The 18383-nt window shown below is 64.6% G+C and carries 18 protein-coding genes; 14 read left to right on the top strand and 4 right to left on the bottom strand.

Annotation, left to right across the window (positions count from 1 at the left end; all coding sequences use genetic code 11):
- The first annotated feature begins 226 nt into the window (after nt 1–226).
- The 3 genes from ACGYLC_RS13890 to rarD all read left to right on the top strand — a co-directional run bounded on the left by ACGYLC_RS13890 (nt 227) and on the right by rarD (nt 1875).
- Nucleotides 227–436: a hypothetical protein gene (locus tag ACGYLC_RS13890; protein WP_394423388.1), complete on the top strand. Its 210-nt coding sequence runs from the start codon at nt 227–229 to the stop codon at nt 434–436.
- The gene (locus ACGYLC_RS13885; RefSeq protein WP_394400505.1) at nt 433–888 is read left to right on the top strand and encodes a host attachment family protein; all 456 of its coding nucleotides are present in this window, start codon (nt 433–435) and stop codon (nt 886–888) included. Before ACGYLC_RS13890 ends, ACGYLC_RS13885 begins: the two co-directional genes overlap by 4 nt.
- A 66-nt stretch (nt 889–954) precedes the next feature.
- The gene (gene rarD, locus ACGYLC_RS13880) at nt 955–1875 is read left to right on the top strand and encodes an EamA family transporter RarD (protein ID WP_394423387.1); all 921 of its coding nucleotides are present in this window, start codon (nt 955–957) and stop codon (nt 1873–1875) included.
- On the opposite strand, the gene ACGYLC_RS13875 is transcribed toward rarD, so the two are convergent.
- Nucleotides 1812–2360 carry a TIGR00730 family Rossman fold protein gene (locus ACGYLC_RS13875; RefSeq protein ID WP_394423386.1) on the bottom strand — a complete coding sequence of 183 codons (549 nt, stop codon included), beginning with the start codon at nt 2358–2360 and terminating at the stop codon, nt 1812–1814. The two genes, rarD and ACGYLC_RS13875, sit on opposite strands and share 64 nt — an antisense overlap.
- Nucleotides 2361–2464: 104 nt before the next feature.
- Between ACGYLC_RS13875 and ACGYLC_RS13870 the strand changes: the two genes are divergently transcribed.
- From ACGYLC_RS13870 to ACGYLC_RS13860, 3 genes are all read left to right on the top strand, one after another.
- On the top strand, nt 2465–4546 hold the full coding sequence (locus tag ACGYLC_RS13870) for a LysM peptidoglycan-binding domain-containing protein (protein ID WP_394423385.1): 2082 nt from the start codon (nt 2465–2467) through the stop codon (nt 4544–4546).
- Nucleotides 4547–4663: 117 nt separating this feature from the next.
- The gene (locus tag ACGYLC_RS13865; RefSeq protein WP_394423384.1) at nt 4664–6535 is read left to right on the top strand and encodes an ABCB family ABC transporter ATP-binding protein/permease; all 1872 of its coding nucleotides are present in this window, start codon (nt 4664–4666) and stop codon (nt 6533–6535) included.
- Nucleotides 6536–6648: 113 nt separating this feature from the next.
- Nucleotides 6649–7464 (top strand): ion transporter, encoded by an 816-nt coding sequence (locus tag ACGYLC_RS13860; RefSeq protein WP_394423383.1) that lies wholly within the window; start codon nt 6649–6651, stop codon nt 7462–7464.
- A 22-nt stretch (nt 7465–7486) separates the two neighbouring features.
- On the opposite strand, the gene ACGYLC_RS13855 is transcribed toward ACGYLC_RS13860, so the two are convergent.
- The gene (locus ACGYLC_RS13855; RefSeq protein ID WP_394423382.1) at nt 7487–7936 is read right to left on the bottom strand and encodes a DUF302 domain-containing protein; all 450 of its coding nucleotides are present in this window, start codon (nt 7934–7936) and stop codon (nt 7487–7489) included.
- A 152-nt stretch (nt 7937–8088) separates the two neighbouring features.
- On the opposite strand from ACGYLC_RS13855, the gene ACGYLC_RS13850 reads away from it, so the two are divergent.
- The 3 genes from ACGYLC_RS13850 to der all read left to right on the top strand — a co-directional run bounded on the left by ACGYLC_RS13850 (nt 8089) and on the right by der (nt 11785).
- Nucleotides 8089–8793: a hypothetical protein gene (locus tag ACGYLC_RS13850; RefSeq protein WP_394423381.1), complete on the top strand. Its 705-nt coding sequence runs from the start codon at nt 8089–8091 to the stop codon at nt 8791–8793.
- 67 nt (nt 8794–8860) lie between these two features.
- A complete protein-coding gene (locus ACGYLC_RS13845) occupies nt 8861–10243 on the top strand; it encodes a PQQ-binding-like beta-propeller repeat protein (RefSeq protein WP_394423380.1) in 1383 nt (460 codons plus the stop codon).
- A 60-nt stretch (nt 10244–10303) separates the two neighbouring features.
- Nucleotides 10304–11785 (top strand): ribosome biogenesis GTPase Der, encoded by a 1482-nt coding sequence (gene der / locus ACGYLC_RS13840; protein ID WP_394423379.1) that lies wholly within the window; start codon nt 10304–10306, stop codon nt 11783–11785.
- A gap of 6 nt (nt 11786–11791) precedes the next feature.
- Here the strand turns inward: der and ACGYLC_RS13835 are convergent, their stop codons facing one another.
- Both ACGYLC_RS13835 and serS read right to left on the bottom strand, forming a co-directional pair.
- Nucleotides 11792–12508, bottom strand: coding sequence for a hypothetical protein (locus tag ACGYLC_RS13835; RefSeq protein ID WP_394423378.1), 717 nt, complete (start codon nt 12506–12508; stop codon nt 11792–11794).
- 294 nt (nt 12509–12802) lie between these two features.
- Nucleotides 12803–14095, bottom strand: coding sequence for a serine--tRNA ligase (gene serS / locus ACGYLC_RS13830; protein ID WP_394423377.1), 1293 nt, complete (start codon nt 14093–14095; stop codon nt 12803–12805).
- A 217-nt stretch (nt 14096–14312) separates the two neighbouring features.
- Between serS and yajC the strand changes: the two genes are divergently transcribed.
- Genes yajC through ACGYLC_RS13805 form a run of 5 tightly spaced genes read left to right on the top strand, consistent with a single transcriptional unit; the run spans nt 14313 to nt 18366 of the window.
- On the top strand, nt 14313–14591 hold the full coding sequence (yajC, locus tag ACGYLC_RS13825; protein ID WP_067627241.1) for a preprotein translocase subunit YajC: 279 nt from the start codon (nt 14313–14315) through the stop codon (nt 14589–14591).
- Nucleotides 14592–14626: 35 nt separating this feature from the next.
- Nucleotides 14627–16276 (top strand): protein translocase subunit SecD, encoded by a 1650-nt coding sequence (gene secD, locus ACGYLC_RS13820; RefSeq protein ID WP_394423376.1) that lies wholly within the window; start codon nt 14627–14629, stop codon nt 16274–16276.
- Between the two features lies 1 nt (nt 16277).
- On the top strand, nt 16278–17246 hold the full coding sequence (secF, locus tag ACGYLC_RS13815) for a protein translocase subunit SecF (protein ID WP_394423375.1): 969 nt from the start codon (nt 16278–16280) through the stop codon (nt 17244–17246).
- Nucleotides 17239–17994: a sulfite exporter TauE/SafE family protein gene (locus tag ACGYLC_RS13810; RefSeq protein WP_394423374.1), complete on the top strand. Its 756-nt coding sequence runs from the start codon at nt 17239–17241 to the stop codon at nt 17992–17994. Before secF ends, ACGYLC_RS13810 begins: the two co-directional genes overlap by 8 nt.
- 18 nt (nt 17995–18012) lie before the next feature.
- Nucleotides 18013–18366 (top strand): Mth938-like domain-containing protein, encoded by a 354-nt coding sequence (locus tag ACGYLC_RS13805; RefSeq protein ID WP_394400541.1) that lies wholly within the window; start codon nt 18013–18015, stop codon nt 18364–18366.
- The last annotated feature ends 17 nt before the right edge of the window (nt 18367–18383 follow it).

Below are 18383 nucleotides of genomic sequence, written 5' to 3'. Positions count from 1 at the left end.
GCGCAAGGATTGCTTTTGAAGCGTTCGTCGCACTCCCAGTCACCGACGCCCGCGGCTGCGCCGCAGGCTGGGTGAACTGGGACAACGTCGCCTCGCGCATGTGAAGGTGCGGGCAGCCCGCACAAGACAGAAACCCCGCAGCCTGCTGCGGGGTTTTTTCGTTGGAACCCAAGACCCTTCGCAAAGGTTTTTCTCCTGAGACTTCACGTCAAAAAAGGAGGACAACATGGCCGAGCGGAAGCGATCTAACGACGGCGAGAAGGAGACGGAAAAGTTCCTCTCTGACACCGACACACCCGATCACGGCGGCCGCGCCGGGGGTGATCTGCAAAAGGACGTCGGCACCCAAGACGCCATGCGCCGCGCCGAGAAGGGCGAAGATGGCGTGACCCGCGTGACCGGCGAAGACAAACGCAACCACGGAGAGCCTTCATGACCAAACTCAGCCAAGACACATGGGTGCTGATCGCGGATGGCGAAAAGGCCCTTTTCCTGCAAAATCACACGGACGGCGAAGACCCCTATCTTCAGGTCGTGCGTAAGGAGGAGCAGGAGAACCCACCGGCGCGGGAGCAAGCCGCCAACCGCCCCGGGCGGATGAGCGATGGTCCAAGCGGGCACCGCTCTGCCTTTGACGACACAGACTGGCACGAGCTGGAAAAAGAGCGTTTTGCCAAGGACTTGTCAGACATCCTTTACAAACTGGCTCACAAAGGCCGCTTTGATCGGCTCGTTTTGGTGGCCCCTCCGGCTGTCTTGGGCGACCTGCGCGATGACCTCCACAAAGAGGTGCAGAGCAAGGTGATAGGGGAAATCCCCAAAACCCTGACCAACCACCCCATCGACGAGATCGAAAAGATTGTGGCCGGGGAACTGGCCCAAGCCTGACTTTTCCCTTGGCGCGGGAATTGATTGCCTTCACAAGAAAGCAGTCTACCGCGCCAAGGATATTCCATGACCGACACCACCAAGGGTTTCGCCGCCGTGATCGCGGCCTGCTGCATATGGGGGCTGTCGTCTATCTTCTACAAATTGCTGTCGCATGTGCCCGCCGCCGAGGTGCTGGCCCATCGCACCCTCTGGTCGCTGGTGTTCTTCGTAATCGTGTTGGCGGCGCAGCGCCGCCTGCGCGCCATCCTCGACGCGATGGCAGGACCGCGCGCCTTCTGCCTGCTCGCTTTCGCAGCAGTGATGATCGCGACGAACTGGTATCTTTTCATCTGGGCGGTTCAGAGTGGGCAGGCAACGGAGGCGGCCTTGGGCTATTACATCTTTCCGCTGGTCTCCGTGCTACTGGGCCGCTTGGTCTATGCCGAACGGCTGAGCCCCGTGCAGCTTTGCGCGGTGGGGTTGGTGACGGTCGCGGTCTCGCTGCTCACCTATGGCTTGGGCACTGCGCCTTGGCTGGCGATGGCGCTGGCGGCGTCTTTCGGGCTTTACGGGCTGACGAAGAAGCGGCTGGCGGTGGGGCCGGTCGTCTCCGTTACCGCTGAGGTGCTGCTTTTGTCGCCCCTTGCGGTGCTCGTGCTGTGGCAAACGGGTGACAATGGGGCGGGGGCCTTCGGGGCCTCCCCTCGCGATACGGTGCTGCTGATCCTCGCCGGACCGATCACCGCAACGCCGCTGATCCTGTTCAGCTATGCGGCGCGGCGGCTGTCGATGGCGACGGCCGGATTGCTAAGCTACATCAACCCGACCTTGCAGTTCTTCTGCGCCGTGGTCCTGTTTCGCGAGCCCTTCACGGGCTGGCATGTGCAGGCTTTCGTGCTGATCTGGTGCGCGCTGGCGGTCTATTCCGTCAGCACCTTCCGTCAGGACAAGGCGCGGCGCAGGGCGCTGAGGGCGGCATCGGCATCAGGCACCACGGTGACGTAATCCAGCAGCGTCGCATCGGCAAAGCCATGCGCCACCACATGGTTCATCAGTGACATGAAGGGATCCCAGTATCCGTTTGTGTTCACAAGGAAAATAGGCTTTTCATGCAGGCCCAGCTGGCGCCAGGTCAGAACCTCGAAAAGCTCATCCAACGACCCCGCGCCGCCGGGCAGAACCGCCACGGCATCGCAGTTCATGAACATCACCTTTTTGCGCTCATGCATCGTTTCGGTCACGATGTAGCGGGTCAGGTCGGTCTTGCCGACTTCCCATGCGACAAGATGCGCGGGGATCACGCCGAAGGTATCGCCGTCCGCCGTTTGGGCGGCGCGGGCGACGCTGCCCATCAGCCCGACATCCCCCGCGCCATAGACCAGCCGCAGCCCGGCCTCGGCCAGACCGCGGCCCAATGTTTCGGCGTCTTGGGTGAAGGCTTCGTCGTCGCCGGGGCGGGAGCCGCAATAGACACAGACAGAATGTTGCATGGTAAAGCGTCCTGATGATTAGGAAAATTCGGCGCGGATCGTCTGCGCTTTTGACCCCTGTTAGCCTGCTTGCTAAAAAGGCTCAACCACAGGGGAAGTTGAGAATGTTCAAGGGATTTGGCCGGCTTGGCGGCATGGGGGCGATGGCGGCGGGCGCCTTTGCGGCGGCGGTGCTGGCGCTTGGCGCTTGGATCGGCAGCAAGCGCGGCGCGCTGGATGAGGCAGCCTCTGAGACGGTGGCCGTGCTTCCCGAACGCGATGCCACCCCTGAGAATGCCACGCTGGTGCCAGATGCGGTGAAGGGCGTCTCCGTCGGCCCTGAGGGAGAGGCAGCGACAGAGCCTGAGGCGGCACCGCAGGCCCCTGCTTTTGACGAAGTGCGCCGCGAAAGCGACGGCATGACGGTGATCGCAGGCCGCGCGGCCCCCGGCAGCACCGTCGCCGTGTTGAAGGATGGCGAGGAGGTGGCCCGCGCCACCGCCGATGGGGCCGGTAAATTCGCGACCCTCGCCATGATCCCGCCCGATGGCAAGGGTCATGTGCTGACGCTTTTGGGGCAGGACGGCGCGGCGGAGCTTGCGTCGGAAGAGGAGATCATCCTCACCCCGACCGCAGCGCCGGTGCAGTTGGCGGAGGCGGATATCGCGCCGGAGGAAAGCCCGGTTGCGTCGGTTGAGGAGGGGGCCACACAGCCAGTCGCGGCGGCGGCGCCTGAAACCTCTGAGGCCACCACGGAAGAGCCGACGCCGGCACCAACAAATGACGCTGAAGAGCAGAGCGCGGCAGCAACGGGTCCAGAACCAGCCGCTGCGCAGACGGAGCAGGCGATCCCTCTGGCAGGAACGGCCACTGCCGAGACGGCGCGCGCGGCGACCGACAGTGCAGACCGAGAACAGTCAACGCAAGCCGAGGCTGACAGGGACGAAGGCATCGCATCGACAGAGCAAGACCCAGCTATCGCCGAAGAGGAGGTTGCCTCCGCCCCCGCTCAGGCCACGCCGCTTTCGGATACCGCGACCGCCGACCTGCAGAGCGCAACGTCGGAGCAACCCTCCCAAGCGACGTCAATGGCTGGAACAGGCACCGCGGAGGACGAGAACGCGGCGGCCTTGGATCAAACCGCTGCCGCCGGTCAGCGCGCGGATCGCAACACCGCGCCGTCCCAAGCGACGCCAATGGCCGGAACGGGCAGCGCTGAAGACATGAGTGCCGCGACGGTGGAGCAAGACGGGGTCACCGGGCTGAGCGAAGAGATCAGCACAACTCCGGCCCAAACCACGCCGATGGCGGGAACGGGTACGGCTGAAGAGGTGAACGCCGCGCCGTCGGAACAAGACGGGCCCGCCGAGCAGGGGGCAGAGATCAGCGCCACGCCTTCCCAAGCGACGCCGTTGGCGGAAACCGGCACCGATGAGGGCGACACTGCCGCGCCAAATGCGGACGGTGAGGCACCATCTCAAGCCACCCCTCTGGCGGAGACAGGCACCGCCGAGAGCGATCCCACCCCCGCACAAACACCGCCCGCCGCCGTGACCGAGGCTCCGAACCTCGCGGGCCGCAGCTCATCGCCGCCTGAGACCACCACCCCCGCGCTTGCGGAGGTGCCCGACACCGAAGCCGCCCCGACAATGCCGCCCGCGCCCGCTCCGGTGTTGAAATCCACCGCCGAAGGGGTCGAACGGCTCGACACCGCGCCGCCGCAGGTGATGACCAATGTGGCGCTCGACACCATCGGCTACTCCGATCAGGGCGATGTGCAACTGGCGGGCCGGGCCCAGCCGGACACCCGCGAGGTGCGGGTCTATCTGAACAACAACGCCGTGATCAGCCTGCCGGTCGATCAAGAGGGCCGATGGCGGGGCGATCTGCCCAATATCGACGAGGGCGTCTATACCCTGCGCGTGGATGAGCTTTCCCGCGGCGGCGATGTGACCAGCCGGGTAGAAACCCCCTTCAAGCGCGAATCCCCCGAGGTGCTGGCCGCCGCCACCGAGGGGCTGACCGGACCGCTCAGCGCGGTGACGGTGCAAAAAGGCGATACGCTCTGGGCGATCTCGCGCACGCGTTACGGCGATCCTCTGCTCTATGTGAAGGTTTTCGAGGCAAATAGCGCCAATATCCGCGACCCCGATCTGATCTACCCCGGACAGGTCTTCGACCTGCCCGAAGACCCGGCATCGGAGTGATTTGAACGGCCAAAACCGGGGCGGCATTCGCCGTGCGCAGAGCGGCTGTGCGCCGCCCGGTACTGGCAACCCACGGCCATGGGGCCTATGTAGCCTGTAATCACTTCAGGAATTCCCATGCCAGCCGATACAGACCAATCGAGTGCCGCGCGGCGGCGCGACCGTAAGACGCCCAAGCCCGAACGCATCCCCACAGAGGCCGAGATGATCGACGCCGCCGAGCGGCAGTCGGGCTTTCTCGTGCTGCGCAAAGTGGCGCCCTACCTCTGGCCCAAGGATATGCCATGGGTGAAACGCCGGGTGGTTCTGGCCATGCTGGCGCTGCTGGTGTCGAAGCTGATCATCGTCGCCACGCCGTTCTTCTACCGCGACGCGGTGGATGCGCTGGCGGGCGAGGGGGCGCCGATGCTGGCGCTTGGCGCGATTGGCCTGACCGTGGCTTACGGCATGGCGCGGCTGATGGGGGTGGGCTTCCAACAGGTCCGCGATGCGGTCTTCGCGCGCGTCGGGCAGCGCGCCCTGCGGATGCTGGCGCTTGAGACCTTCCAGCACATTCACAAACTGTCGATGCGCTATCACATCACCCGCAAGACCGGGGGCCTTAGCCGGATCATCGAGCGGGGGGTCAAGGGCGTCGACTTTCTGCTGCGCTTCCTGCTTTTCTCCATCGGGCCGTTGATCCTTGAGCTGATCCTCGTGGGCGTGATCCTCGCCGTGCTCTTCGACATTTGGTATCTCGCGGTCGTGGCGGTGACCATCGCGCTCTATGTCTGGTTCACCTTTGCCGTCACCGAATGGCGCGTGCGCCTGCGGCGGCAGATGAACGACAGCGACACCGACGCCAACCAAAAGGCGATCGACAGCCTGCTGAACTATGAAACGGTGAAATACTTCGGCGCAGAGGGGCGCGAGGCGGCGCGTTATGACGCCGCGATGGCCGATTATGAGAACGCGGCGATCAAGACGAACTATTCGCTCGCCTTCCTGAACTTCGGCCAAGCCTTGATCATCACCGCGGGTCTCGTGGGGGTCATGGTCATGGCGGCGATGGGCGTGCAAAGCGGCGAGCTGAGCGTCGGCGACTTCGTCATGGTAAACTCCTACATGATCCAACTGACCGTTCCGCTGAACTTCCTTGGCACCGTTTACCGTGAGATTCGTCAGGCGCTGGTGGATATGGGCCAGATGTTCGGCCTGCTCGAACAACCCGCCGAGATTGACGACAAGCCCAACGCGCCGGACCTCAAGGTCACCGGCGGCCATGTGACGCTGGAGAACGTGCGTTTCGCCTATGACACCGACCGCGAAATCCTCAAAGGCATCTCGCTTGAGGCCCGCCCGGGGGAGACGGTGGCGATCGTCGGCTCGACCGGCTCGGGCAAATCCACCATCGGGCGGCTGTTGTTCCGCTTCTACGATGTCGCGGGCGGGGCGCTGAAAATCGACGGGCAAGACCTGCGCGACGTGACCCAGCATTCGCTGCATATGGCCATCGGCGTGGTGCCACAGGACACGGTGCTGTTTAACGACACCATTGGCTACAACATCGCCTATGGCCGCGATGGGGCCACCCAGGCAGAGGTCGAGGACGCCGCCCGCGCAGCACAGATCCACGATTTCATCATGGCGCTGCCGCAGGGCTATGAGACCATGGTCGGCGAGCGGGGGCTGAAGCTTTCAGGCGGCGAGAAACAGCGCGTCGGCATCGCGCGGACCCTGCTGAAAGACCCGCCGATCCTGCTGTTGGATGAGGCGACAAGCGCGCTCGACAGCGAAACGGAGCATGAGATCCAAGACGCCCTGCGCCGCGCGGGCCAAGGGCGCACGGTGCTGACCATCGCCCACCGCCTTTCCACCATCGCCGAGGCCGACCGCATCGTCGTTTTGGAAAAGGGCAAGATCATCGAACAGGGCAGCCATGAGATGCTGCTCGCCCAAGGGGGGCGCTATGCCCAGCTTTGGCAGCGCCAGCAGGCGGAAGAAGAGTAGACGGAGAAGCTGGCCCCGCCTTCTGTTTCGGCAGGCGGGGCATTGCCGCCGATGGTGCAAACGGTGCTGATCTGCTCTTGTGTTGTGCCAAGCGGCACACGATATCTACCGCCATGACCGATCTCTCCCCTCCCTCGCCCCAGTCGCTGCGCGCCCGCGCGGCGCGACTGGCTGACCGCGCATCGTTTCAGAACTTCATTCTGGGCGTGATTCTGTTCAACGCCGTGATCTTGGGGCTGGAAACCTCGGATGAGGTGATGGCGCAGGCGGGGCCGCTGATCCTGCTGCTCGACAAGATCTGCCTTGGCATCTTTGTCATTGAGATCGCGATAAAACTCTACGGTCGGGGGATGGAATTCTTCAAACGCGGCTGGAGCATCTTTGACTTCGTCATCGTCGCCATCTCGCTGATTCCGGCGACCCAAGGGCTCAGCGTGCTGCGCGCCCTGCGTATCCTGCGCCTGCTGCGCGTGGTCTCCGTCGCCCCCTCGCTGCGCCGCGTGGTCGAGGGGCTGGTCAACGCGCTGCCCGGCATGGGCTCGGTCTTCTTGCTGATGGGGGTGATCTTTTACATCGCCTCCGTCATGGCCACCAAACTCTTTGGCGCGGATTTCCCGCAGTGGTTCGGCACGCTTGGCCGTTCGGGCTATTCGCTGTTCCAGATCATGACGCTCGAGTCGTGGTCCATGGGCATCGTGCGCCCGGTGATGGAGGTCTATCCCTATGCGTGGATGTTCTTCGTGCCCTTCATCATGGTCACCACCTTCGCGGTGGTGAACCTTTTGGTCGGTCTGATCGTGAACTCGATGCAAGACGCGCATCATGAGGAAAGCAACGAGCAGACCAACACCTACCGCGATGAGGTCATGTCGCGGCTGACCGATCTGGAAAACCTGATCAAGGCGCAGAACACCCCGCCCAAACGCTAAGAGGCCGGGCAAGGAGGGGGCGTTACTCCTCCCCGATCGCCTTGGCGGTCAGCTTGTCCAGCGCCTCGGTCATCTTGATGATATATTCCGCCCCTTCCGGCAGGCCGTGGGCGGTGACCAGCGTTTCAGGCGCGGCATAGGTCACATGCACCGCACCCTCGCCATCGGCGTAGACCAGCACCCGCATCGGCAGGTCCAACCCGGCGGTCTGGGCATCCTGCAACGCGGGGGTGCCGAGCTTTGGGTTGCCAAAGATTAAAAGCTGCGTCGGGCGCAATTCCATCTCGGCCTTTTCGGCCCCGGCGGCGTGATCGACCCGGGCAAAGACCTCGGCCCCCGCTGCCTCAACCGCGCTTTCCAGCCGGTCCATCGTCGTGGGCACGTCATGGGGTGAGACTTTGGCCACCAAATCCTGCGCCAAAGCGGGCATGGCCGCCATCACGACACCTGCCGCCAGTGCAATCGCTTTCATCATCCGTCTCCTTTCGCTGCATTCTGCCCCTGACCTAGCGTGACGCGCCCCCGGGCCAAGCGCTCGGCGAAAAGGCGCTGCGGTTCGCTGGGTCTTGGCTTGGCTGGCCACGCGCGGTAAGAGGGGCAAAATCAGGCCGGGGGCAGGGCGCGATGAGCGATACCGACAGTTTTATTGACGAAGTGAACGAAGAGGTCCGCCGCGACCGGCTATATGGCTACCTGCGCCGCTATGGTTGGATCGCCGTGCTGGCCGTGGTGGCCATCGTCGGCGGGGCGGCGTGGAACGAATACAGCAAAGCACAGGAGCGGGCCGAGGCCGAAGCTCTGGGGGATGCGATGCTTGCCGCGCTCGAAGCGGATGCCAGCAACGCCCGCGCCGAAGCGCTCGCCCCGATCGAGGCCGATGGCCCCGGTGCCCGCGCCGTGCTGAATTTCATGCGCGCCGATGCGCTGGCCGAAGCGGGTGAGACCGATGCCGCTGTGGAGCAGCTTGATGCCGTGGCGCTCGACGGTGACCTCGCGCCGATCTACCGGGCATTGGCGCAGTTCAAGATCGTGACCCTTCAGGGCCAATCGGTGCCCGTGGCCGAGCGGCGTCAGGCGCTCGAAGCGCTGGCTCAGCCCGGTGCCCCGCTGCGCCTGCTTGCCGAAGAGCAACTGGCCCTGATCGACATCCAAGAGGGTGAGACCGACAAGGCCGTGGCGCGTTACCAAGCCATTCTTTCCGATGCGGAAACCACCCCGGACTTGCAACAACGCGCCCTTCAGGTGATTGTGGCCTTGGGTGAAGAACCGGGTGATGAGGGCGCCGCCGCAGAGGCCGCGCTGGAGATTCCCGAAGCAACGGGTGACTGACACATATCCATCTGCCAAAAACGGCGGGGGCGTGAAGGTTGAGGAAAGACAGAAAGTGAGCAGGTCCATGACGAAGCATCGCGAAACCGAACCCGGGCAAGCGGGTCTGCGGGGTCTGGGCGTGGCGGGGGCCATCGGTGCCGCGCTGTTGCTCGCGGCCTGCGCGGATGAGCAGACCTATCTGCCCGGCAAACGCGAAGACGTGCGCGCGGTGCTGCAAAACCCCGGCGTGCAAGACCCTGCCTTTGACGCCGCCACCGGCCCCGTGCCCGCGAACACCAGCCGCGCCATCGCTCTGGGCGGCACGGTGAACAACGCCAACTGGACCCATAGCATCGGCACCGCCGCGACCCGCATCAGCCATCCCGCGCTGCGCACGGCTTTGCAGCCGGTGTGGAGCGCCAAGATCGGCGCGGGCGACAGCCGCAAACAACGTATTACCGCCGATCCGGTGGTGGCGGGCGGGCGTGTCTTCACGCTCGATGCCGGGGCGCAGGTCACCGCGACCTCGACCTCGGGCCAAACGCTCTGGACCCGTGACCTCACTCCCGCGTCCGACCGCGAAGGCCAAGCCACCGGTGGCGGCCTCGCCGTGGATGGGGAAACGCTCTATGTCTCCGTGGGCTTTGGCGTTCTGGCCGCGCTCGACGTGACAACGGGCGGCCTGCGCTGGACCCAAGACCTTGACGCCACCGGTTCGGGCACGCCGACCGTCTCGGGCGATCTGGTCTATCTCACGGCGGGCGACGATACCGGCTGGGCGCTCGACAAAACCAATGGTCGCATCCAGTGGCAGACCGGCGCTGTCACCAGCCTCAGCAACGTGCTGGGCGCGCCTGCGCCTGCCGTCACCAGCGATCTGGCGATCTTCGCCTTCGGCTCAGGCGAGGTCCAGGGGTTGTTCCGCCAAGGCGGGCTTGAGCGGTGGTCGACCTCTGTTCTGGGCAAACGTCCGGGCCGCGCGCTGAGCTTTGTGGGCGATGTGACAAGTGCGCCTGTGGTCTCGAATGGGACCGTCTATGTGGGCAATCATTCGGGCCGTCTGGCCGCACTCGACGTCAACAGCGGCGACCGTAAGTGGGTCGCGCGCGACGGGGCCATTGGCCCGGTTTGGCCTGCAGGCGATTCTGTCTTTGCGGTCACGGATCTGAACGAACTGGTCCGGCTCGACGCCAGCACAGGCCGCCGCATCTGGGGCACGCCGCTGCCGAATTTCGTCAAGGACAAGCCCAAGAAGCAATCCGAAGTGGTAGCCCATTACGGCCCGATCATCGCCGGGGGGCGCGTGATCGTGGCCTCCAACGACGGGGTGCTGCGTAGCTTTGACCCTGTGAGCGGCGGGCTGACCGGCACCACGCAAATCCCCGGCGGGGCAACCACCGCCCCGGTCGTGGCGGGCGGCACGCTTTATGTCGTCTCCACCAAGGGGCAATTGCACGCTTTCCGTTAGGCCGCAAATAGGCTAAGGCGCGTGTCTGAACTGGCCCAACCGGGGCCCGGAGCCTGAATTATGTCCTTTACCCTTGCCATCGTGGGCCGCCCCAATGTCGGGAAATCCACGCTGTTCAACCGCCTTGTCGGCAAACGCCTCGCGCTGGTCGATGACCAGCCCGGCGTAACCCGCGACCTGCGCGAAGGCGCGGCCAAACTGGCCGACCTGCGCTTTACCGTGATCGACACCGCGGGGCTGGAAGAGGTCACCGACGACAGCCTGCAAGGCCGGATGCGCCGCCTGACCGAACGGGCGGTAGACATGGCTGATGTCTGTCTCTTCATGATCGACGCCCGCGTGGGCGTGACCCCCTCCGACATGGTCTTTGCCGAGATCCTGCGCAAGAAATCCGCCCATGTGATTCTGGCAGGCAATAAGGGCGAGGGCAAAGCCGCCGACGCCGGGATGATTGAGGCCTATTCGCTGGGTCTGGGTGAGCCCATTCGCATGTCCGCCGAACATGGCGAGGGTCTGACCGATCTTTACACCGCGCTGATGCCGCTGGCGGATGAGTATGCCGAACGCGCGCAAGAAGACGCGCCCGAGACGGATGTGGACCTGCCCGAGGATGACGCCGATCTCGAAGCCGAATCCCTGCCGATGCCGACCCGCGCCAAGCCGCTGCAGGTCGCCGTGGTGGGCCGCCCCAACGCGGGCAAGTCGACGCTGATCAACCAAATTTTGGGCGAGGACCGTCTGCTGACCGGGCCAGAGGCCGGGATCACCCGCGATGCGATCTCCCTGACCACCGAATGGGCCGGGCCGGATGGTGAGCCGGTGCCGATGCGCATTTTCGACACCGCCGGGATGCGCAAGAAGGCCAAGGTTCAGGAAAAGCTAGAGAAACTCAGTGTCAGCGACGGTCTGCGCGCGGTGAAGTTCGCCGAGGTTGTGGTGCTTTTGCTCGACGCCGAAATCCCCTTCGAGCAGCAAGACCTGCGCATCGCCGATCTGGCCGAGCGTGAGGGCCGTGCCGTGGTCGTCGCCGTTAACAAGTGGGACATCGAAGAGAACCGGCAGGAGAAACTGCGCGATCTCAAGGAAAGCTTCGAGCGGCTCTTGCCGCAATTGCGCGGTGCGCCGTTGATTACCGTGTCGGCCAAGACCGGCCGCGGCCTCGACCGGCTGCAGGCCGCGATCATGCGCGCCTATGAGGTCTGGAACCGCCGCGTCACCACCGCGCAGCTCAACCGCTGGCTCTCGGGCATGATGGAGGCGCATCCGCCCCCCGCGCCTCAGGGCAAGCGCATCAAGCTGCGCTACATGACCCAAGCCAAGACCCGTCCGCCGGGCTTCGTGGTGATGTGCAGCCACCCCGACAAGGTGCCGGACAGCTACACGCGCTATCTGGTCAATGGGTTGCGGTTGGATTTCGACATGCCCGGCACGCCGATCCGGCTGTGGATGCGCGGCCAGTCCGACGCCAACCCCTATAAGAACCGCAAGAAAGCGGCGCCGTCGAAGCTGCGCAAGCACACCGACGGTCGCCGCAAGGACTGAGCGCGCTCAGCCGCGCCGGAACGCCCTGAGGGTGGGCAGCGCCACGACGATGCTGCCCCCAAGCGCCAGATAGGCCACCAAGGGCGTCTCGCCCCAATTGGCTACCACCACGCCCACCAGCCCCCAGATCACCGCGATGCCATAGGTCGGTGTCCGCCCCAGAGCGGTCTGCACGATGGCGCCGATCACGATCGCCAAACCGACAAAAACAACCGCCGCCGTCTGCTCTTCCAAATAGCCGTATCCCGCCGCCAGCAGCGCCAGCGACACGCAGGAGGCGGCAGAGAGCCAGCCCGCGTAGAGCCCCACCGGGGCGGCAGCCCAGAGCGGGTCTTCGACCGGGGCGAGGAATAGGGCGACGAGGGCGGTGACCAGCATGATCCAGATCAGTATCGCGGCCCAGACCGGGCTCATGGTGGCCACGGCAAGCCATGTGGTCCCCACAGCGAGCGACAGGCAGAGCGGCACGCGCATATCGTGCCACTGCCCGTCCCGCGGCGCGCGCAGCAGGCCATAGCCAAGCCCCGCGATCAGCCACAGGTAAATCACCCCCCAGATGGAAAAGGCATAGCCCGCCGGCTGCGCGGGCGGGTTGTCCTGCGGAATGGGGAATTGGTTCGGATCAAAGCCCGAGAAGCTGGGCACTAAAAAGGGCGATATCGCGAAGGCGATGCTGAGCAGCAAGGCAAGCACGGCGATCAGGGTGCGGGAGGATTTGGGCAAGGTCGGCCTCGCGGGATTAGCTGTTGCGGTACAGCTAATTCTAGAGCGCCCGCGCGCCACGGCAACCAAGGGCCCGCGCCTGCCCGTGGGGTGGCGATTGAGCCACTGAACCATGCCACGTTATATACCAGCTTGCGTGCCACTTCTCCGAGTTGCGCAACGGCTCACCAAATCGCCTGCCCGGTCGCACAAAAGGTGCACCCAAGATGATCTGGCCCGCCCCCCGGGCGTGACGGGGCGGCAGGCGATGGCCCGGCGCCTGCGGCGCGGATCGGGCCACGCGGCGGCTCACCCTTAGGCGAGCACACCCTTTGCCGTCAGCGTGGTCTTCCCGCCGAGATAGGGCGCAAGCGCCTCGGGCAGTTTCACCGATCCATCCGCCTGCTGGCCATTTTCCAGCACTGCGATCAGGCAGCGCCCCACGGCCAGACCCGAGCCATTCAGCGTATGCACGAACTGCGGCTTGCCACCGCCTTCGGGCTTGAACCGCGCGTTCATGCGCCGCGCCTGGAAATCGCCGGTGGTGGAGACCGAAGAGATCTCGCGGTAGCAATCCTGCCCCGGCACCCAAGCCTCGATGTCATAGGTCCGCCGCGCGCCAAACCCCATGTCGCCGGTGCAGAGGATCACCGTCCGGTAGGGCACGCCCAGCTTCTCGAGGATGCCCTCGGCGCAGCCCACCATGCGCTGCTGTTCGGCGTCGCTTTCATCCGGATGGGTGATCGAGACCATCTCGACCTTTTCAAACTGGTGCTGGCGCAGCATTCCGGCGGTGTCGCGGCCCGCGCTGCCGGCCTCGGACCGGAAGCAGAGCGTATGGGCGGTGAGACGGATCGGCAGGGCGCTTTGCTCCAGCGTGTCGCCACCCACCGAATAGGTCAGCGGCACTTCGGAGGTCGGCACCAGCCACCAGCCATCCGTCGTTTGATAGCTGTCCTCGCCGAATTTCGGCAGTTTGTCGGTGCCATACATCGCCTCGTCGCGCACCAGTACGGGGGAGTTTACCTCCGTCAGACCGTTCTCGTCGACATGGGTGTCGATCATGAACTGCGCCAGCGCGCGGTGCACCCGCGCCACGGCGCCCTTCAGCATGACGAAACGTGCGCCCGAGGTCTTGGCCGCGGTCTCGAAATCCATGCCGGGTTTGACGCCCGCAATCTCGTAATGCTCGACCGGCTTGAAATCAAAGGCAGGCTTCTCGCCCCAGCTTTTGACCTCGACATTGTCGTTCTCATCATCGCCTTGCGGCACGTCATCGGCCGGGTTGTTGGGGATGCGGGCGAGCATGTCGGTCAGCTTCGCGTCCAACTCCTGCGCCTCGGCGTTCATTGCGGCGACTTCGGCCTTCTTGTCGCTGACCAGCGCGCGCAGACGCTCGAATTCGGCCTCATCCCCACGGCCTTTGGCGGCGCCGACTTCCTTGCTGGCCTTGTTCTGCTCGGCCTTGGCAGTCTCGGCGGCGGCGATCTTGGCGCGGCGCGCGGCATCGAGGGACAGCACCGCCTGCGACATCGGAGCCTCGCCCCGGCGGGCAAGAGCGGCGTCGAAACCTTCGGGATTGTCGCGGATGGCGCGGATGTCGTGCATGGGTTTGTCCTCAAGATCGGGTGAGTCGGTTTTGCTGCCTTATGCCTTAATGTGCGGTGCGGGGGTAGGGGCCGCAACCATGCGGCGATTGGCCCCGCGCGGGCGGGCAGGCGGCATCGGCTTTCCACCTTGCACCCCGCTGCCACCGCGCATAGGTTCTGGCCAAATTCTCAAGGCCCGTTTTGCGGCCCAATACCCATCGAAAAGGACGACCCCCATGGAAGGCATCCAGCAATTCGTGCCGCTGATCCTGATCTTCGCGATCATGTATTTTCTGCTCATCCGCCCGCAGCAGAAGAAGGCGAAGGAACATCAGGCCATGGTGGCCGGTCTGCGTCGGGGCGATCAGGTCGTGACCCAAGGCGGCATCATCGGCAAGGTCTCCAAGGTCAAAGACGATGGCGAGCTTGAGGTGGAAATCGCCGAAGGCGTGAAAATTCGCGTGGTGCAGGCCACCATCGCCACCGTGGTCTCCAAGACCGAACCGGCGAAATAAACCCTACCCCGAGGCCGCAACCCAAAGGCGGAACTATGCTACAGATTGATCTGTGGAAGCGGATTGTCATTGTCCTGACCTGTCTGGCAGGGCTTTGGCTGGCGCTTCCCAATGCCTTTTACGCTCCTGTCGAAAAGCACAATGACGCCGTCGCGGCCATCGAGGTTCAGGGCAGCACGCCCGAACTGGAAGCGCAGCGCGCGCTTTGGCCCGAATGGATGCCCTCGGGGCTGGTGAACCTTGGCCTTGACCTGCGCGGCGGTGCGCATCTGCTGGCCGAAGTGCAACTGGCCGATGTCTATGCCTCGCGCATGGAAGCCCAATGGCCCGAGGTACGCGACGCTCTGCGCAGCCTCACCCCGGTGCGCCGCCAAGAAGCGCCAGCGGGGGAGTTGCGGGTCCGTCTGAACGATCCATCGAAGATGGCCGAGGCGTTGCAGATCACCCGTGATCTGGCCCGGCCCGTCACCACCGTGACCGGCGCAGGCGGCAGCGACATCAACGTAAGCGGGGCCGATGGTGTCATCACCATCACCCTGTCGGATGCCGAAAAACAGGCGACCGACGAACGCACCATGCAGCAGAGCCTCGAAATCGTGCGGCGCCGCATCGACGAGGTCGGCACCCGCGAGCCGACGATCCAGCGTCAGGGCGCGGACCGAATCCTGATTCAGGTGCCGGGCATCGGCTCGGCGGCTGAGTTGAAAGCCATCATCGGCACCACGGCGCAGCTGACCTTCAACCCGGTGGTCAATCGCGGCTCGAGCGAGAACGACAACCCCGGCATCGGCAACGCGATCCTGCCCGCCGCCGACGAAGAAGGCGTCTTCTACACGATTGAGACCGCCCCCGTCGTCACCGGCGAGCAACTGGTCGACGCACAGCCGAGCTTTGACCAGAACGGCGCGCCTGCCGTGTCTTTCCGCTTTGACACTTCCGGTGCGCGCAAGTTCGGCGATTACACCGCCGAGAACATCGGCGCGCCCTTTGCCATCGTGCTTGACAACGAAGTCATCAGCGCGCCCACGATCCAAAGCCATATTCCCGGCGGGTCGGGCATCATCACCGGGCGCTTTTCGGTCGAGGAAAGCACCAACCTTGCTGTGCTGCTGCGCGCCGGCGCCCTGCCTGCGGGGCTTAGCTTTGTCGAAGAGCGCACCATCGGGCCGGAACTGGGCCAAGACAGCATCGACGCGGGCAAGATCGCGACCGTGGTCGCCTTCGTCGCCGTGCTGTTCTTCATGTGGGCGTCCTACGGGCTTTTCGGCTTCTTCGCCAATCTCGCGCTGATCATCAACGTCGGGCTGATCTTTGGCCTATTGAGCCTGATCGGAGCCACGCTGACGCTGCCGGGCATCGCCGGGATCGTGCTGACCGTCGGCATGGCGGTCGACGCCAACGTGCTGATTTTCGAGCGTATCCGCGAAGAGCAGCGCAACGCCAAGGGGGCCGCGCGGGCGATCTCACTGGGGTATGAACGTGCGCTCAGCGCCATTCTGGATGCCAATATCACCACTTTCATTGTGGCGGTCATCCTCTTCGCTCTCGGCTCTGGCCCGGTGCGCGGCTTTGCCGTGACGCTGGGGCTGGGCATCGTCACATCGGTCTTCACCGCCTATTTCGTCACCCGCTTGCTGGTGGTGATCTGGTTTGAACGCCGCCGTCCCAAGACAATCGAGGTTTGACATGCGACTGAAGCTGGTACCCGACAATACGAACTTCGATTTCTTCGGCTATGCCAAGATTACCTTCGGCGCCTCGGTGGTGCTGATGGTGCTGTCCCTGATCGCCTGGGGCGTGATGGGGCTGAACTTCGGCATCGACTTCCGCGGCGGCACCACCCTGCGGACCGAAAGCACCCAAGCCGTCGATGTGGGCGCCTACCGCGATGCGCTGACCCCGCTGGAGCTGGGCGACGTGACCATCTCCGAGGTTTTTGACCCCGGTTTCGGTGCAGACCGCCATGTGGCGATGATCCGCGTGCAGGCTCAAGAAGGGCAGCAGGCGGCGACCTCCGACACGATCGAGACCATCGAAGCGGCACTGCAAGGCGTCGCCCCCGATATCAAGTTCACCTCCGTCGAATCCGTGGGCCCCAAAGTCTCGGGCGAGCTGATCCAGACCGCTTTCCTTGCCGTGGGCGGGGCGCTGGCGGCGATTCTGATCTACATCTGGCTGCGCTTCGAATGGCAGTTCTCGGTCGGTGCGGTGGTGGCGCTGTTCCACGACGTTGTGCTGACCATCGGGTTGTTCTCGCTCCTTCAGATCCGTTTCGACCTGCCGGTCGTGGCCGCGATCCTGACCATCATTGGCTATTCGATCAATGACACCGTTGTGATCTTTGACCGTCTGCGGGAGAACCTGCGCAAATACAAAAAGCGTCCTCTGCGCGATGTGATGAACCTCAGCGTGAACGAGACGCTGAGCCGTACGCTGATGACCTCAGGCACCACCTTGCTGGCGCTCATCGCCCTGCTGATCTTGGGCGGTGACGTGATCCGGGCCTTCGTCTTTGCCATCACATGGGGCGTGATCGTGGGCACCTATTCTTCGGTCTATGTGGCTAAGAACATGGTGCTCTACCTTGGCGTCAAGCGCGATTGGTCCAAGCCCGACGCGGGCGCGGGCACGCAATTCGCCAATATTGATGCCTGACCTGCTGGCGCAGGCCATGGCCACCCCCGGGGTGGCGTGGCTTGCGCTGGCCGTGATCGTGGCGGGGCTGGTGCGCGGCTTTGCCGGGTTCGGCTCTGCCATGATCATCATGCCTGTCGCGGCCTCTGTCCTGTCTCCGGTCGAAGCGATACTCTTTCTCACCGCGGCCGAGGTGATCGGCCCCCTGCCAAATCTCCCCGATGCCCTGCGCGAGGGCGCGCCCCGCGAAGTGGGGCGGCTGCTCTTCGGCGTGCTGATCGGGATGCCGCTTGGGCTCTGGGGGCTGTCGTTGGTCTCACCCGAAGGGTTCGGCTGGATCGTCTCGGGGGTGGTGCTGGGCCTTCTGGTGCTGCTGCTCGCGGGCTGGCGCTATCATGGGCCGCTGGGCGCGAAGCTGGTGACGGCCATCGGCGCTCTGGGGGGCTTTATGACCGGTTTCGCGGGCATTGCCGGGCCGCCGGTGATCCTGCTCTATATGGCGAGCCGGAAGCCCGCTGCGGTGATCCGGGCGAATTTCCTGCTCTATCTTCTGGGGCTCGACCTGATGCTTTTTGCCATGCTCAGCGTAACGGGGCAGGTGGTCTGGCCGGTGTTGTGGCTGGGCCTCTTGGCCGGGGTGCCGAATGTCATCGCCAATATCATCGGGGCGCGGCTATTTGACCCAAAGCGAGAGCGGCTTTTTCGCGCGGTGGCCTATATCGTCATCGCCGCATCGGCTATCCTCGGCCTGCCGTTGTGGAATATCTGAGCCTGTGAGGGACGCGACATGCGATTGAACGAGATCACCTATACCGACGCCAAACCGATCGACGGCTACGGCCCCGGCTTTTTTCGCATCGCCGGCGAAGTCGTCGAGGGCGCGCAGGTGATCGGGCCCGAAGGCATCACCGGCTGGGGCGGTCTGGCCGATCCCGCGCCGGTGCTGGCGCTGGCGGGCAAAGTAGATGTCGTCTTTCTCGGCACCGGGGCGGAGGTGGCGCATATCCCCGATGACCTGCGCGAGACCTTGGAAGAGGCCGGGCTGGGGGTCGAGGTCATGTCCTCTCCCGCCGCTTGCCGCACCTACAACATTCTGCTGAGCGAGGGGCGGCGCATCGCGCTGGCCCTCTTGCCGGTCTAAGGGCGGAGCGGCGCGGC

The sequence above is a fragment of the Sulfitobacter sp. 1A12157 genome, from assembly GCF_043557345.1.
Classification (GTDB): Bacteria; Pseudomonadota; Alphaproteobacteria; order Rhodobacterales; family Rhodobacteraceae; genus Sulfitobacter.
Note: the sequence above shows the minus strand (reverse complement) of the source record. Positions and strands in the feature narration are given on the sequence as shown.